Origin of the sequence: Prochlorococcus sp. MIT 1318, assembly GCF_047304505.1 — a bacterium.
Lineage (GTDB): Bacteria > Cyanobacteriota > Cyanobacteriia > PCC-6307 > Cyanobiaceae > Prochlorococcus > Prochlorococcus marinus_D.
Window position 1 is genome coordinate 2476946 of record NZ_CP138958.1, and the last position, 15954, is coordinate 2492899.

Annotated in this window: 13 protein-coding genes; 8 read left to right on the top strand and 5 right to left on the bottom strand. The window is 44.0% G+C overall.

The features are described 5' to 3' along the window. Nucleotides 1–5 precede the first annotated feature (5 nt). The 3 genes from SIB66_RS12450 (at nucleotide 6) to SIB66_RS12460 (ending at nucleotide 5161) form a co-directional block, all read left to right on the top strand. Nucleotides 6–2405, top strand: coding sequence for a hypothetical protein (locus tag SIB66_RS12450; protein WP_063406076.1), 2400 nt, complete (start codon nucleotides 6–8; stop codon nucleotides 2403–2405). A gap of 290 nt (nucleotides 2406–2695) precedes the next feature. Continuing rightward, on the top strand, nucleotides 2696–3331 hold the full coding sequence (locus SIB66_RS12455; protein WP_413410367.1) for a type II secretion system protein: 636 nt from the start codon (nucleotides 2696–2698) through the stop codon (nucleotides 3329–3331). 111 nt (nucleotides 3332–3442) lie between these two features. After that, the gene (locus SIB66_RS12460) at nucleotides 3443–5161 is read left to right on the top strand and encodes a hypothetical protein (RefSeq protein WP_236073694.1); all 1719 of its coding nucleotides are present in this window, start codon (nucleotides 3443–3445) and stop codon (nucleotides 5159–5161) included. Nucleotides 5162–5178: 17 nt separating this feature from the next. On the opposite strand, the gene lepA is transcribed toward SIB66_RS12460, so the two are convergent. Then, a complete protein-coding gene (lepA, locus tag SIB66_RS12465) occupies nucleotides 5179–6987 on the bottom strand; it encodes a translation elongation factor 4 (RefSeq protein WP_063406072.1) in 1809 nt (602 codons plus the stop codon). A gap of 1305 nt (nucleotides 6988–8292) precedes the next feature. On the opposite strand from lepA, the gene SIB66_RS12470 reads away from it, so the two are divergent. Beyond that, complete coding sequence (locus tag SIB66_RS12470) at nucleotides 8293–9063, top strand: hypothetical protein (protein WP_063406071.1); 771 nt, start codon at nucleotides 8293–8295, stop codon at nucleotides 9061–9063. 50 nt (nucleotides 9064–9113) lie between these two features. Here SIB66_RS12470 and SIB66_RS12475 read toward each other — a convergent pair whose 3' ends face one another. After that, nucleotides 9114–10604 (bottom strand): malate:quinone oxidoreductase, encoded by a 1491-nt coding sequence (locus SIB66_RS12475; RefSeq protein WP_063406070.1) that lies wholly within the window; start codon nucleotides 10602–10604, stop codon nucleotides 9114–9116. Between the two features lie 76 nt (nucleotides 10605–10680). Between SIB66_RS12475 and SIB66_RS12480 the strand changes: the two genes are divergently transcribed. Further along, nucleotides 10681–10926: a NifU family protein gene (locus SIB66_RS12480; protein ID WP_011129633.1), complete on the top strand. Its 246-nt coding sequence runs from the start codon at nucleotides 10681–10683 to the stop codon at nucleotides 10924–10926. Between the two features lie 52 nt (nucleotides 10927–10978). Here SIB66_RS12480 and SIB66_RS12485 read toward each other — a convergent pair whose 3' ends face one another. Both SIB66_RS12485 and SIB66_RS12490 read right to left on the bottom strand, forming a co-directional pair. Then, a complete protein-coding gene (locus tag SIB66_RS12485) occupies nucleotides 10979–11968 on the bottom strand; it encodes a DUF3137 domain-containing protein (RefSeq protein ID WP_063421496.1) in 990 nt (329 codons plus the stop codon). Next, on the bottom strand, nucleotides 11968–12474 hold the full coding sequence (locus SIB66_RS12490) for a LemA family protein (RefSeq protein WP_063406068.1): 507 nt from the start codon (nucleotides 12472–12474) through the stop codon (nucleotides 11968–11970). Before SIB66_RS12490 ends, SIB66_RS12485 begins: the two co-directional genes overlap by 1 nt. Before the next feature lie 212 nt (nucleotides 12475–12686). Between SIB66_RS12490 and SIB66_RS12495 the strand changes: the two genes are divergently transcribed. From SIB66_RS12495 to SIB66_RS12505, 3 genes are all read left to right on the top strand, one after another. Next, nucleotides 12687–12857, top strand: a complete 171-nt coding sequence (locus SIB66_RS12495) for a hypothetical protein (protein WP_236073692.1) — start codon at nucleotides 12687–12689, stop codon at nucleotides 12855–12857. A 191-nt stretch (nucleotides 12858–13048) separates the two neighbouring features. After that, nucleotides 13049–13282, top strand: coding sequence for a hypothetical protein (locus SIB66_RS12500; RefSeq protein ID WP_063406067.1), 234 nt, complete (start codon nucleotides 13049–13051; stop codon nucleotides 13280–13282). A gap of 295 nt (nucleotides 13283–13577) precedes the next feature. Continuing rightward, complete coding sequence (locus tag SIB66_RS12505) at nucleotides 13578–13982, top strand: hypothetical protein (protein WP_063406066.1); 405 nt, start codon at nucleotides 13578–13580, stop codon at nucleotides 13980–13982. 390 nt (nucleotides 13983–14372) lie between these two features. Here SIB66_RS12505 and SIB66_RS12510 read toward each other — a convergent pair whose 3' ends face one another. Next, nucleotides 14373–15515 (bottom strand): fatty acid desaturase, encoded by a 1143-nt coding sequence (locus tag SIB66_RS12510; protein WP_063406065.1) that lies wholly within the window; start codon nucleotides 15513–15515, stop codon nucleotides 14373–14375. Nucleotides 15516–15954: the final 439 nt, after the last annotated feature.

A 15954-nucleotide genomic window follows, 5' to 3' on the forward strand; every position in this document is an offset into this window, starting at 1 on the left:
AATACATGAAATTTCTGCAAAAATACAAAGATCTAAATTCACACATCATGAAACCAGATAATAGAAAAATTACCAGAGGTTACCTAGACAAACAAAAAACAAAATTGTCATGGCTTAAAACTGTGAGCGAAATCACATCAAATCTTGATCTAAAACACCACTCTAAAAGATCGATCAAAAGAGACTATGGCTATCAAAGCAGAGCGCCAATGAAAAATCATTCCATCCATCCTACGAGGAAGTACCTACTGAAAAGGGTAAGCGCTAATGGTGAGGAGGGCCTAGCAATGGTTTTGGCATTGCTAATGGGCACAACCCTTATTATTGGAGCTAGCGGGCTACTGATCCGTCAACTGATGGCCAGGAAGTTGGGATCTTCTGAAAGCTATCAACAAATGGCTGAGGCTGCATCGGTCAATGGCTTCAACCGCATTCTGAGTGTACTGAACAATAACGATCCAAGCAAATACAGAGGGTATCTATACAACCTGGTGAACAACGAAGATGAAGACTTTAACTGGGAGCTTGATCCTTCTTCTAGGACTCAATTACTCGAGCAAATTTGCACCGATACATCTAAGGGCCTACCCATTCTCACAGATGGAGCACAATGGCCTACCGGCCATACTAAGGCTGACGATTCAACATCAAAAACTGCATTACCATTTACTGTTAAAGGTGCAGATCCTAGAACTGAACGTGAAGACGGTAGGGGCAATATTCAAAGTTATTACCGGTTGAGGAGCTATTCCGTAAACTTTGCGTCTGGTGTTGGTGAAGGGGTTGCCGAAATTGAGGGTATGGTAAAAAGAGAAGAAGCTGAAAATGATGATCTTTTAGGGAGGGCTCTGCTGATTCGCTCATTCTACGTAAAGTCAAAGATGAAAAGCGATAACGACTGGGGAGTGATTGCTGCAAAACATTTAGACCTAGGGCCCACGCAAATCACAGGAGGTGGGAAAATCCTCTGGCACATAAATGAGGATGAGGCCGCTGAAATCCTTAAAGCAGATCGTAGTGGTTGTAAAGATGATCTTCTCAGCAGGATCAATGGCACTACAAGTTCAAATACCAATCGCATTTGGCCTGTTTTGGGTAGAGATAAGCAAAGTTCTCTATCTGCTATATTGTTTGGTGACAATAGAAATAACAAGAATAATATTGACTATTATCCAGGCAGTTCAAATGTTGAGCGTGTATGGAGTTTTGATGATACCAAAAATCAGCAGGATGATACCAAAAATCAGCAGGGAGAATTTTACTGCGGTGAAGAAGAAATAGTCTGTACTAGAGCGAAAAATACAGGAGATCAAACAGCACCTGATATTGAAATTACGAGTGAATCAATACGCAAAGATCCCGCGAATGGTGATCAAACAAGCAACACTCAGACAAGACAGAAAGATCGGTCTGGACAGCAAGATTCGACTGGAGAGCCTGTCCTAGCCTCTGCAGAGGGCATATCTAAGTCTTATCTGCAAATCTATCCACCTTACAGCACTTACAAAGCCAACATAGATAAATTTAATCTCTATTGTTATGGAGCTAATTGCTTTGAGAGAGATTTAAGCAAGTCGCACTCACGTGGAGCTGGTTGGAAGCGATTGATTCGCGAAGGGGGTAGAAAACAAACATGGGAGTTTAGCGAAAAAGATTATTTTAAAAGATTCAATGCGTGGGCAGTAACAAAAAGGGTTCAAAAGGATGAAATAAAGAGCTGGACTGTACGAATCAAGCAAAATGATATATGCAAAGAGCAAAGCAATCAAAACACTGCCTGCCATATGTATATAGAGCATATGAATTTAGAAAATACGAAAATATTAATTGAAAATGACAAGAGACCTGTTGTACTTCACCTTGAACTACCTCCTAAAGATTCCAAGCATGTTACAGGTCTAAGCAGTGGACGGATCGAATTGTCTAACAATAGCCTCCTCTGTGGCGTTAACTCCGGGGAGACCAAATGCAACAACAAACCTGAAAGGTTTATTATCAATCAAGTAATAGGCCAAGTAATAGGCAATGAAAATAAAAGCTCAAAATGCGATCTGAACCAATTAAAAGGAGCTCAACAGAATAGAGCTCAGCTACAGCCAATTGTAAGTATTGAAGGCACAAGCCTACCAGCAGCATGGGTTTATCTACAGACAGGAACATTCACCCTAAGCGGTGATGCACAATTAACTGGAGTAATTTGGGCAAATAGTTTCTGTTCACAAAACAATCAGCTCTCTCTAAGCACGCGTAGGGTTGATGGTGGTGAAGGTTCTATTGTGAAAGCAGCTGATGAACTTTGGCGGTGGAGTGAAAATGGGGTCTTAGATGGTAATTACGGAATGCTTGGCCGCACAGTAACCCGCGGAATCCGCGGCAGTGGTCTGGATATGTTCAGAAGATGGTAAGGAAAGACATGCCCTTTATAAAACTAAACCGATCAGATTGGCATCATTCATGCATGGAGTGCCAGCTAAGAAGCAATTGTGTGTGGCCAGAAAAGTCACTAAGAGAAGTTATCTTTCTTAAAAAAATGATGCAAGCGAAGACTTACTACAAAATCAATGAGAATGCCTCTTTGGTCAAAGTGAGTAAAATCACAGCAGCTCTTGATATGAATCAATACGTAATCGCTAGCAGCATAGGAAAATATAATCTTCAAAGGGAGTAGCCAATGATTAGCAATTCTAAGATAAAAATGTCTAGCTCTCAGACAAGTCTGAATCGATCAACAGGCTTCACCCTGCTAGAACTACTAGTTACAATCGTTATTGTTGGTATTTTGTCTACCTATGGCTTGATGTCAACTTGGCGAAGCATTACCCAAGGAGAAGTAGATCGCTACACACAGTTTGTTGAATCTGGCTTATTTAACCTGCGAGCAAGACTAACACAGTATAAACGATCCTGTGTATTAGATCTAAACACAGATCTAGCAACTAATAGATGGGGTGAACCTGGAGAAATCCTCGAATTCCAACAAGCTGATGGCTCTCAAAGCAACTCAATACGTTTAAGATGTTGCGAGGACCCTGATACTTTTGAAAATATACAATGCACTGCAGCAGAGCTTAATGGACAGCCAAGTTATCGTTTTCTAAAAATAGAGGGCACCCCAGAATCTAAACAAGTTCAGGTTTCTGCCCTTCAACCTGAATACGAAATAAGTACAGCTGGTATCAGTACAAGCGGAGGTACTCTCACAATCCTTATCCGATCACGTGTTGCAGCTGCAGATCCACGGCTTAGGACTCGATGTGTAGAGATCTCAGGTAGTGGCAACTTGTTCAGCGGAACCTGGAATGAAGAAACTACTTCCTGTAATAGCAGTTAGTCGTTCCTTCAGACATTTCTCATGAAATGTTAACTACTATTTTAGCCAACTAGTGCTCAAGTCTGCCACAATTAAACCAACCAAGGCCAATTCATCGAAGGCCCAAGCACAATGAAACACAACAAAAACATTTTAAAGCAAAGCTTCTCTCATCCTTTTTCAACCAAAGGATTTGGAACTACTGAAACCGTTGTTGCAGCAGGGGCTGGCATTCTTTTAATCGCAGCATCTACTCTGGCGCTGCGTTCAACACAAAACTTGATAAGTAAGTCAAAAAGCACATCAACCCTAAGGCAAAACACAACCAATGGGCTCCGGTTGCTGCGATCAGAAGTCGAACGCAGCTTGCACATCCTCGTGAATAACAGTGAAGCTGTGATGAGTGAAATGGAGCATACAGAGATGGGAAATAGCCAATATGAAGCAGCACTTGAAGATTGTCGACTCAAAGCAGAGGATAGCTCTCAAGTATTCAAGCCAGTTTTCGGCATCAAAATGGCCGATCTAAATGAGCCAGTGATCTACGGCTTAGGTCTCAGCTCTAACAACCTTATATTCAAGGCAAAGGCAAATAATTACGCCACTAAGATAAACTCTCAGCAAGGAAAAGCGTCTGGATATGACACCACTAAGATAAACTCTCAGCAAGGAAAAGCGTCTGGATATGACACCACTAAGATAAACTATGAGGGAGGAAAGGCGTCTGGATATGCACTACTACGATGTGGTGCACCACTCAGCCTTGATGGGCGTTATAGCGAAACATACGATGTATTTATCTCTAAAGCCATTGAAGATATTGGAGTTATGAGTTGCACAAAACCACAAGGTGATTGCGAGCCATTAACAAACAATGAAGGTAATGTTAAAAGCCTTAGAGAAATCATTGATGACCTTGATGTCACCTTTACAGATGACACAACACCGGTAACCACTTATATGCAGCCTTCACTTCGAATCATGACTGACCAGCAAAGGAAGCTGATTAAATTTATAGATCCAAACCCTGATAGTGCCAATGAAAAAGAGAGTTACCTTGAAAGCCTAAATGCTGCAAATAAGCGTATCACTAGGTATCCACTTTACCTAGCAGCCTTTGCTCGAGCAGATAAACGACCAGCCAACTATGGAGAAAACAGCGTTATTAATGGCGCTTACTTCCGCAATGTAAGCAGCCAAAAAGTTCGTTTCCTCGTTGACGGCTCAGGTTCGATGAGTGCTTGCATACTTTGGGGCAGCACATCTGGACAAATGAGAAAATATTGGAATGGAAAAAGCTATGAATCGACAAAACAAAACTGCGCCTTAACGAGGATGGAATCGCTACAGTCAGAACTAACTAGCCTACTAACAGCTCTTCCTAAAAGTACAAAAGTTGGCATCCAATCCTTCAGCTCACCAGGGTACAGCAACCACAAAACATGGAGAGAGTCAAGGGATGGTTTGGTAAAAATTGGAAATGATGGTATGCGCGAATCCGCAATCGCATTCGTTAATTCACTAGACAATAGTCCTCCCAGAAAGTGGGGCGGAACTGATCCATGGGAAGGACTCGAGGCCTCTTTCAAAGACAACGAGACGGACACACTTTACTTCCTGTCAGACGGTGAGCCTAATCGCGATCGTATGGGTGGTAGCTGGCGAGCCAATGATCACGACCCTACAGTTAATCACTATTCAAACTTGAATAACAAACGAGAGCAGGCACTCAAAACAAACACAATAGCCCTTGGATTAGAATCACCTTGGATGGAGAAATTATCAACTAAGATGAAAGGTGATCATCTACAAATCGACAAGGATTACGTAACAGCAAACTCCAGTGAATAAAGTCACCAGACTTAGCTTTACTGGTTCAGTTTCAATACCGCCATGAATGCTTCCTGAGGCACATCTACTTTGCCCATTGCCTTCATCCGCTTTTTACCCTTAGCCTGCTTCTTCAGCAGCTTTTTTTTCCTTGAGATGTCTCCGCCATAACACTTAGCAAGCACATCCTTGCGCATGGCACTGATGCTCTCACTGGCAATAATTCGACTTCCAATTGAAGCCTGTAAGGGAATTTTAAACTGTTGTCTTGGGATCAGCTCCTTGAGCTTCTCCACCAGACCCTTACCAATATTGTAAGCCTTATCACGGTGTGCAATTGTGGTAAGTGGATCAGCCTTTTCTGCATTGATCAACACATCCAAGCGCACCAGATCATTGCGGCGATAGCCAATCAAGTGATATTCCATTGAGGCATAACCCTTTGTGCGACTCTTCATCTGATCAAAGAAGTCCGTCACCACTTCAGCCAAGGGCAGCTCATAAATTAAGGTAACTCTCTCAGTAGTGATGTACTTCATGTCAATGTATTCACCACGTCGTTCCTGGCACAAGCCCATCAGAGTGCCGTTGTACTCATTAGGGGCATAGATCTCCATCCGTACATAAGGCTCCTCTATTGATTCCCGCTTCTGCGGATCTGGCAATGTTGCAGGGTTATCCACCATCAACATCTGCCCATCAATCATGTTCACCTTGTAGATCACTGAAGGAGCAGTAACAATCAAATCCAAGTCGTATTCACGTTCAAGCCGCTCCTGCACAATTTCCATATGCAGGAGTCCTAGAAAGCCACAACGAAAGCCAAAACCCATCGCACTGCTGGTTTCAGGTTCATACTTCAGTGCTGCATCTGAAAGCTGCAGCTTGTCAAGCGCTTCCCTTAGATCTGGATATTGATCTGCATCCGTAGGGAACAAACCACAAAACACCATCGGCTTTGCCTCGGTGTAACCAGGTAGCGGCTCATCTGCTGGGGCATTGAGGAGGGTAATCGTGTCTCCAACCCGTGCATCAGCAACCGCCTTGATCGAAGCCGCCAGATAACCCACCTCCCCGGCATGAAGTTCATTGACCTCACACTGATCTGGTGACATCACACCGATCTCATCAAGCTCATAGCTCTTCTTGCTGGCCATCAGCAACACTTTGTCCTTCGTGCTGATCCGGCCACTGATCACCCGGAAATACACAATCACGCCTCGGTAGGAGTCGTAGTAGGAATCGAAGATCAGCGCCTTCGTTGGCTCATCAAGGGAATCTGCAGGGGGCGGAATGCGATCCACCACCGCCTGCATAATCTCTGGTACTCCTAAGCCTGTTTTCGCAGAACAGGCAATTGCTGTTGAGGTATCAAGACCAATGATCGCCTCGATCTCCTCTTTAATCCGTTCTGGATCAGAGCCCGGCAAATCAATCTTGTTGAGCACAGGAATAATCTCTAGATCGTTTTCCAGCGCTAAATAGACATTTGCCAGGGTCTGGGCCTCAACACCCTGACTGGCATCCACCACCAACAGGGCCCCTTCACAGGCCTGCAAGGAGCGGCTCACCTCATAGGAGAAATCCACATGGCCAGGGGTATCAATCAGGTTGAGCACATAGCTTTCGCCATCGGCAGCCGTGTAGTTCATCCGGGCAGCCTGGAGCTTGATCGTGATGCCCCGCTCTCTTTCCAAATCCATGTTGTCGAGAAACTGCTCCTGCATATCTCGACCAGCCACCGTGCCAGTGTCCTGCAACAGCCTGTCAGCCAAAGTCGACTTGCCGTGATCGATATGGGCAATGATGCAGAAGTTCCTCAAGCGAGAAACGGGAACGTCGGTCATGCGTTGGCGAATTCCCCTCTCGGGCGCTTTGGAGTCAGAAGCCAGATTCTAAGGATCCTGCTGATCTGACCAGCCAGGTGGATTACTCGCCAACTTCTACTGCGGCTACCTAGCGAAAATACATAAACCATCAAAAGATAGTCTCTTGACTTACCCAAAAGTACAAAAGTTAACGCTCTAGGCTATCATGACTAAAGCCTACATATTAACCGAGCTACTGCGATAATAAATCAAAAAATCAATTGCAGCAGAAGCTCTCTATAAACTCATAAAGAACAAGCAGGGAAAAGGAATGCCCGGCAGTGCTTATTTCAAGCTAATGCATACACACTGTCACTTGAAAATATTTTTGCTTTTGCATAGAAGCAGCCAGCACAAGACCAAGACAAGCATGCCAAAGTATATGAACAATTCCTAGCAACAAACTGAACCGATCAACATCAAAGCAGCTAGCGAGCATCAGCAGGCCAACATCCAACTCGGCAAGTAAAGTTTGAAAATAGGTATCAGCTCTATACAAAGCATTTTCGGCAATTTGTAGAAAGCTTTGGTCTATTAATCAACCAATCATTAATCACCACCAAGTCACCAGACGAGGGCAACAGCCGCTAATTATCTAACAACCGCGCCCTTAAACCCTAGCTAATAGCAATGGCGCACACATACAAGAGCAATTGCGAACTAGTTTTTGACAGGGGCTCTAACCCTGAGAGCATCCCTAACGCCCCTAGCTGTTTCGATGAACCACTAACCCCAATCCTAGACAAAATCAGAAGGCCTGATCAGGAATCAATGATTTTACAATAGCACATCAAAGGAATGACGAATTTTATAGTGAGTATGCATTGTTAGTCCACATTGGTACCAGAAGTGCAGTTAATCAAAAGATCAAGGCTGCTTCTCCACAAAAGCGAGTCTTTTCAGAAGAACTGTAAAAGTCAGTCAGATGGGCTTAATCACCAACATCGAAACAGGCACCACCAACGACAGAGGAATTGGTGGTGCCCAAATTTCTACCCTGCCCCCACAAAGTGGGTACAACGCAATCCTTTTGGCCACAAGAACTAACAATGCATTCCCAGCGCTGATATGTGGCAAGAACAGTTAAAATCAAGTACCCTTTAATCGCTGTGAGTAAAATCACATCAATTATCGACCCAAGTCACCTCTTAACAGGCTTAGCTTGGAGAAACTATCAATATCCAAACAATCCCTAATGGCAACACAATCAAATCGCTATAGAAAATTCATGAAGAAAGGGCATGCATCTAAAGACCAAAGAATCCCTACTATCTAATTAATCCCATGGCGAATCTCCAACAATTCCGTGATCTTTTAGCTGATGTAAAACCTGAGGTCAAGAACAAAATCTACCAGCTATTAGTTGCCGGACCAGGCAAAGCCTATTGTCAAATCATTGAGATATGCTCAGAGAATGGAGTTGTTATCTCCGATCAGGAGATTGACACTTTTCGCAGGGAGATGGATGAGAATGGAGAACTTGATAATCTTGAACTTAGCCTAAAAAGTCTTACGAATGTAGCCGCTGGCACATCCAATCCCGCCGAAAAAATTAACCGCAAAATACTTCCTGTGGGATTCACAATGGTGGAAGTTATTATTGCAGGTGTACTTATGGCCTCGGCAATGACTGCTTTTGCCAGACTTGCTATTTCCAGCATGCAATCAAGCAGTAATCAATTGGAACGAACACGCATTGAGGCCGCAATCAATGACAACATCCAACTAATCCAAAGAGCCGACTCCCTACTAACCTATGACTCTATTGGCCAAGGCGATGTCAACCAAAATGAGCAACAGTTAGCGGCCTGCGATAATCCTGCTCTTTATCTACAACAACAGCTAGATTTAGAAGGCGGAAGCCTGTTTATTGAACCACCTCAGCTAAAAGATGAGTCAAATAATATATTGATCAACAGAACGATCGATGCGACTTCTATTCCCGATATTGCGATTATCACCTTTGATCTTAATATCCCACCAGAGAGCAACATATCTGCTGAAAGCAGAGTATTAGAAATCAGCCCAAACTTCCAATCAGAAGGTTGCCTTTAAAATAACTTTAATAATCTTGGAGCTGCTCTTAATTACAAGCCCAGTTTTTTTTAGCCAAGTCCTAGAAGATCATTACTGCGCTGACGCATATCAAGCAGTAGTAGAGGGTCAAAATTAGGATCCCGGCCATAACTTGGCAACAACTTGCGCAAGCGTTGTTGCCACGATTCACTCGCCATACGCTTGCTCCAGCATCGCTGCAACACTTCCAACATAATCGTTACGGCCGTACTGGCCCCAGGCGAAGCCCCTAATAAGGCAGCTAGGGATCCATCTTCAGCGGATACCACCTCTGTACCCATTTGCAACCGCCCCCCTTCGGCTGTGCGTTTGATGATTTGTACTCTTTGACCAGCGACTGAAAGCTTCCAATCATTCAACTGCGCATTGGGAAGAAATTGCTTTAAGCTTTCAAAGCGATCTTTCTCACTCTGCTGTAGCTCTGAGAGGAGATAAGTGACTAAATCAAAGTTTTTAAAACCCACCTCCAACATGGAGCGAAAATTGCTGCGCCGTACCGAACGCAAGAGATCCAAGCGGGAGCCTTGCTTGAGGAATTTGCTACTGAAGCCCGCATAAGGCCCGAAAAGCAACGAACGGCATCCATCAATCCAACGACTATCAAGATGGGGCACAGACATTGGCGGAGCACCCACCTTGGCCTTGCCATACACCTTGGCGTGATGCCTTGTAGTTAAAGCTGGCTCAGAGCAAACCAACCACTGTCCGCTTACTGGAAAGCCTGCATAGGCAGCTGCCTCTGGAATGCCCGATCGCTGCAACAAAGGCAACGCGCCCCCTCCTGCACCAAGAAACACAAAAGATGTCTGCACAGAGCGACTTCCAGAAGAGTGCTTGAGATCAAGATTCCACTGGTGCTTGCCAAGGCGGTGCAAATGAACGACTTCGCAGCCGCAACTCAATTCCAAAGCTCCGCTTGTCTGCAATGACTCCAAATAGGCCCGTGTCAACAACCCGAAATCCACATCCGTACCCCGCTTAATGCAGGTTGCAGCAACAGACTCTGCATTGGCTCGCCCTTCCATCACCAATGGCATCCATTCGGCAAGCTCAGCGGCATCAGTACTCCATTGCATGGAGGCAAAGGCAGGTAGCGCACTCAATTGCTGAAAGCGCTGATGCAAGAAAGCCAAATCAGCATCGCCAAAAACCACACTGATATGAGGAACCAGATGTAGAAATTGCTGCGGTAGCAACTTGCCCTTTTCCGTCAACGAAGCCCAGAACTCCAAAGAGCGTTCAAAGGCGGCATTAATGGCCAACGCCTTAGCCGTAGCCACGCTGCCATCAGGCTGACGAGGTGTGTAATTAAGTTCGCAATTAGCCGCATGACCAGTGCCTGCATTGTTTTGAGCCGCACTACTCTCAAGACCCGGCGCCTGCAAACGCTCGACCATCAACAAGCGCAGCTCAGGATCGAGCTCATGAAGTAGGGCCGCCAAAGTGGCACTCATAATTCCAGCCCCGACAAGCACCGCGTCGTAGCGAGACTGGGATCCAGCAACATCAGAGACGGCCACAACTTGAAAGTAACCCTGCTGGCCAGGTTATGAGCGAACCCCCTAGGCTGACTAAATCCAAACGTATAGAACATCCATGAGTACAGAAGCCATGGCCCTCACCAACGAGAACGTAGAAACCGTTCTCGATGAATTACGGCCCTTTCTTATGGCAGATGGTGGCAATGTAGAAATCGTCGAAATTGATGGGCCTGTAGTGAAAGTGCGTCTTCAAGGTGCTTGCGGCAGCTGCCCTAGTAGCACCATGACCCTAAAAATGGGTATCGAACGCAAGTTGCGCGAAATGATCCCCGAAGTCAGTGAAGTGGTGCAGGTGCTTTAAAGGCTGTAACCAGAACAACTCTTCCGCATGAGCATTTTTAACATTTAAAAATTCATGGCTTCGTCCAAACACGACGGTTGAGATTGAGCTCTTCAACCAAACCTATCGCCATAGCCATGTCGTCCACATAGCTCTTGATCAGTGTCTTGCTCCAAAGGGTGCGAAAAACTCTGGCCTCGAACATGTCATGGTCGCTCGGGATGGCCACATAAACGTTCTGTCCACAAAAAGAAAGACGAAGTCTTTGTCCGGTTCGCTGCCGAAATGAAACAATCCGCTCCATAAGGTTCGGGGTGAGGATGTATCTCGCTTCATTTTGATCATCCCCGTAAACCACAAAATACTTCTCGAAAGCAGGATCTTCCAGAGTGATCAATTCGGGATGTCGGCCAATCTTTTGAATGTTTTGAAAAAATTTTCCAACACCCCCAAAAAGACGTTCGGCTACATCTGGAAGCACAACCGTGGTACCTTTAATTTGCTTATTGAAGTCTGCGACGAAAAACAAACCCTTGAAAATCGTGCGCCATGAGGTTTGCGTAGATCCATCAGAATCGCTGATCTGAGACTGATATTCCGCATGAACCTCGCTAAACTCTATAAGGGTCTTTCCCAAAGTACCAAAAACCCGATCCTCGCCACGGTAACGATCAGGAGAAGTATTAAATAACCCACTTTGCACAAACTGAGACTTAGACACTCGACCGTGTGGATCATATTGAAGAGTTGAATCAAAGAAGTTAACGATCGCTGTAATAACCTGCAGCTTGAACTGCATCTTATATTGCTTGGTCAGTTGCCTGTAGACGATGACAAAGACAACCACCACTACGGGAAGCAAAATAAAAGCTTCTATCTGCGAGATTAGCTGAAAAGTTAGCAGAGTGACAACAGCAATTATCAACAAGGCGATTAAGAATATAATCTTCAATATTTTCTGCAGAATGAGCTTTCGTCTGTCTTCAAATATCCGTAAAACTGGCATAATCTCCTGGCGGAAATAAGAAGGTTGACCAGCAAAAAAGGATCGTTGATTCACCATTAGCCAGCAAATAGTTTAGCCGCGTTAGGGTTCTCTCTTTCGATAGCAGGCATTTCAAAAAGAGGGCGAAGTCGATAGCCGATCAGCCCAGCCAAAAGATTACTAGGAAACATTTCAATGGCGTCGTTGTAGTCAGTGGTTGCGGCATTAAAGGTACGTCGAGCGGCAGAAAGCTGCTCCTCGATCTCATTCAAGGATCCCTGAAGAACAAGAAAATTTTGGCTCGCCTTAAGATCTGGATAATTCTCAACTGAAAGCATAATTGACTCCATGGCCTGGGAGAATTGATTTTCCAGCTCAACCCGGCCACGTGTGCCGAGCCTGCCACTCTGGGCCAAGCCTCGAAGCTCAGTTAACTTGGTGAGGGTAGCTTGCTCATGCTGCATATACTGATTAACTATTGCTATGAGGTTCGGGACAAGGTCATATCGCTTCTTGAGTTGAACATCTACAGATGCAAAGGCGTTTTTAACTCGGTTCTTTTTGGCGACTAGTGAATTAAACATCACTGCCACTACAAAAAATATTAGCAAGGTTGCGAATAGGAAGAAGACAGCGCTAGGTAAAGACAAAAGGGAAAAACAACTGTTTTCGTATTAACATCCTTAGCATAGGAGTGCAAGAAAAAAAGTGAGAAGTTAGAAGAATTGTAAGAAGTCATCGAGCGCAAGCATGGATTGGTTAGGATGAATTATTACCGTTCCGAGAAAAACATTCCATGCCCAACGAAGAAGAGGATGCCCGTGACCAAATGCCCAACCTCTCTCCGCTACCGACCTCAAAAGAATTGCTGCAGCTTCCTCTGCAAATAGTAGTGTCTTTTATAATTTTGGCCGCATTATCCTATCTAATTGGCATGGGAGGAATAGTGCCAAAATTCGGTTTATAAAACAAGCAGAGAAGCTTTAGGTCTAAATAGTTATTCTTTCTATTCGGCTTTCGACCAGTATATCTATTGTCAAAAGAGTTGCCAAAGGGGAAATGGGCACTTCTACACACGATGCTTGCCTTAAAGTATTTTTCTATTGTTCCATGGACATACTTGCGAAGTACTAGAATATCTTCGAAGTACAAACACCTATGAGAAAGGATCATTCGAGAAGCAAGGTCATTTGCTTAGATGGTGAATCTTGGGTCAAAGTGAAATGTGATGGTGGTTATGAGTATCTAAAAGGTGAAGAGCTAGATCATCTGAGAGATCAACTTAAATTACCTCCAGAATTAGCACAACATAAGTTAAAGAATAAAAACCCTCAAGGCTCAGGCTCAGGTTTAACCAAACAGGATTATCAAAAGCACTGTGAGGTCAACTAGGATCTATATCCCTGGATGGCAGCATGTAGCCCGATCAGGCTAGCTTTCGATCAGCTTTAGACTGATAACTAACGATCAATAGAAACTAACGAAAAGCAATGTATCGAAGATGGCGGGTTGGAGACTATTGCTAGTAGTGACAACCACCCCACCCCTAAGAAGAATCACACTCAGCTACACTTGAGTGAATCATTAACTGATGATGTCCTAGAAGGTGATGGTTATGATGGTCAACAGGTTGACATCGTGAGAAGCTCCTTAAAACAACCGTTTTTATTCTCCCGCTTAGAGAGGCATGACTAAGGACAAAACTGACTTGGCAATCCTTTTGTCTAAGGATGAAGAAATTAAACCTTCTGATGAGGATAATGGTAGCTGGAGGTTTGACTATATGGACGATGAGGTTATCGAAGAACTAATGAGGGTTGGTATAACCAGAAACACCTATGAGATTTTTCTGATCGACGTCTTCGAAGACAAAGAGACCTTCATAGAGGAACACCTAAATGGTGACACTTCAATCGTAGACATTTATTCAGACAACGACGAGATGTTTAGAAATAACTATCAGATAGGCTGTTACTGGGTGAACAAACACTTGAACAAAACTCATTATAAGTTCAACTTTCCCTTTGTTGTTTTCTACCATCAACAACATAGAAAGGAGGAATGGACACGTTACGTCTCCGTAGATGATTGATTACCGCTACATCTGAAGCATCTTAGCCCTGGCTAGGGAGAATCCTATGATCAGATATTATACAAATTCTATTCACTGACATGCACTACAAAACAATAGATGGTCTTGATGTGATTCATAGAGACGTCTGCACCGCACTCGCTAACAAGATCTAATTTAACAAATCGGCTTTACTCCAACACCCTAAGAAATCTCTTGCAGTGCAATCCTTTTCAGAAATAGAGTATCAAGCCTTTAGCAAAAGCCTTACAAACATTATCCTCAGATATCAGGAATAATCCCTATAAAAAAGCCATGGAGCATGAGTATCTATTGGCTATAGATAATCCGTCTAAAATTGACTAGATAGATATTAAGCCAGTCAATGGATCTTCTCCGATCCACGTGCTCTCACCAAGGATTTTTCCATAGATAGCGCCCACTGCTCTCTTCCCGAGTGACAGCTATGCAATTAGTAGAAATAAGCCAAAGAGCCTGAAGAATTGGCGTGGGATTGTAAAGGTAGACCTTTGGGAAAGCATTTTTCAGGGCAACAGTAGCTTTGCTCGCATGGTAATGAGGCATCCAAGGTGCGATGTGATGAATGGCATGAGTAGAGCCTATCTTGTGATGGAGGAAATCAATTACTTTTCCATATGGCCTATCGATCGATAGGAATGCACCTCGCAATTGGGAAAATTCTGAACTTCCAAGGTGGGGAACATCAGTATCAGTATGATGCAACCAAGTGTAGGTCACTAGCCAGATATTAACTACTAACAGAGGAGCTATATAAATTGCGAAAACAGTAACAAAGCCATCATGCAGGCTCCAGGCAATCAAAGCAAACAAAGTCAGGCAGATCCCCCAATCAGAAAGCCATACTTTATTTATCCATTTTTTTGTCCACAATTTTTTAGAGAAAGGTGCGATCGGCCAGAAGTGATTCGATAGGCCATATTTTGGGCCTCCAGTCTTCCCAATAAGCAAATAGGCTGGCCAGCCAAAAATCAGATGAAGCACAAGCTGAACTAAACCATATTGAACTTTTCCTAATTTGCTTGCCATGGCAATATCTTTTTCTCCACCAGCTTGCTCATCAATTCCATTGCCACGAATAACCAAAGGCACGTGGGTCTCACCATTGGCGATATGGTTTGTATAGGTATGATGAACTAAATGTGAACGCTGCCATGAGAAATAAGGAACAAGAAGCATCGAATGCAACACATATCCAACGAATGTTTCTAATTTCCTATTTTTCGAAAAAGCACCGTGTCCGCATTCATGGGCGATGACCCATAAGCCCATTGCTGTTGTGCCAGATACAAGCCAGTAGAGAAGCCAAACAGGCAATATTTCAACACGAAGAGGAATGGAGAGCCCTATGAAAATCACAATGGCCTGTATAATCAGAGACTGCGCTAGATAAGCAAGGGAAGTGTTGGTGCTGCAATTCAAGCATTGACGAGGCAAAACAGCCTTAATTGCAGCCAGATCAGGTATATCGTCTTTGGAAACCTGAAGCGCCTTTCCATTGAGGCCAGATATCATGATCTCTTTAGCAGGTTTTTGTCTAAAAAATGTTTTCTCATGACTTTATGAATGATCATTCAATGTCTATGGTTTGAAAGGGCTCAGTGGATAGGATAATTGATAGCATCCATGATTGCCGCTTTATGGGCAACTCAAGATGATTTGCAAATCATAAGTAGATCAGTTAACCATTCTGAACTATTTGCATCTATGCCGGCTCTATAAGCTAATTACGCTAAGTATTTAACCTATGAACTTGTCGGCGTATTATTAGGAAACTGTATGGCACCAAAGCTAGGTGTTGTTTTAATACGTCTTTCTGATTAGCTTTTAGTGTCGTCGAGGCTATTCTGCTCAGCCATTGTTAAGCGACTAAAAGCCGTGTGCTGATCATCCAAGGTGATGAGCCGCCCGCTGACAGTGAATACAAATTCAGGCTGATGGGGCTAGAGGATTC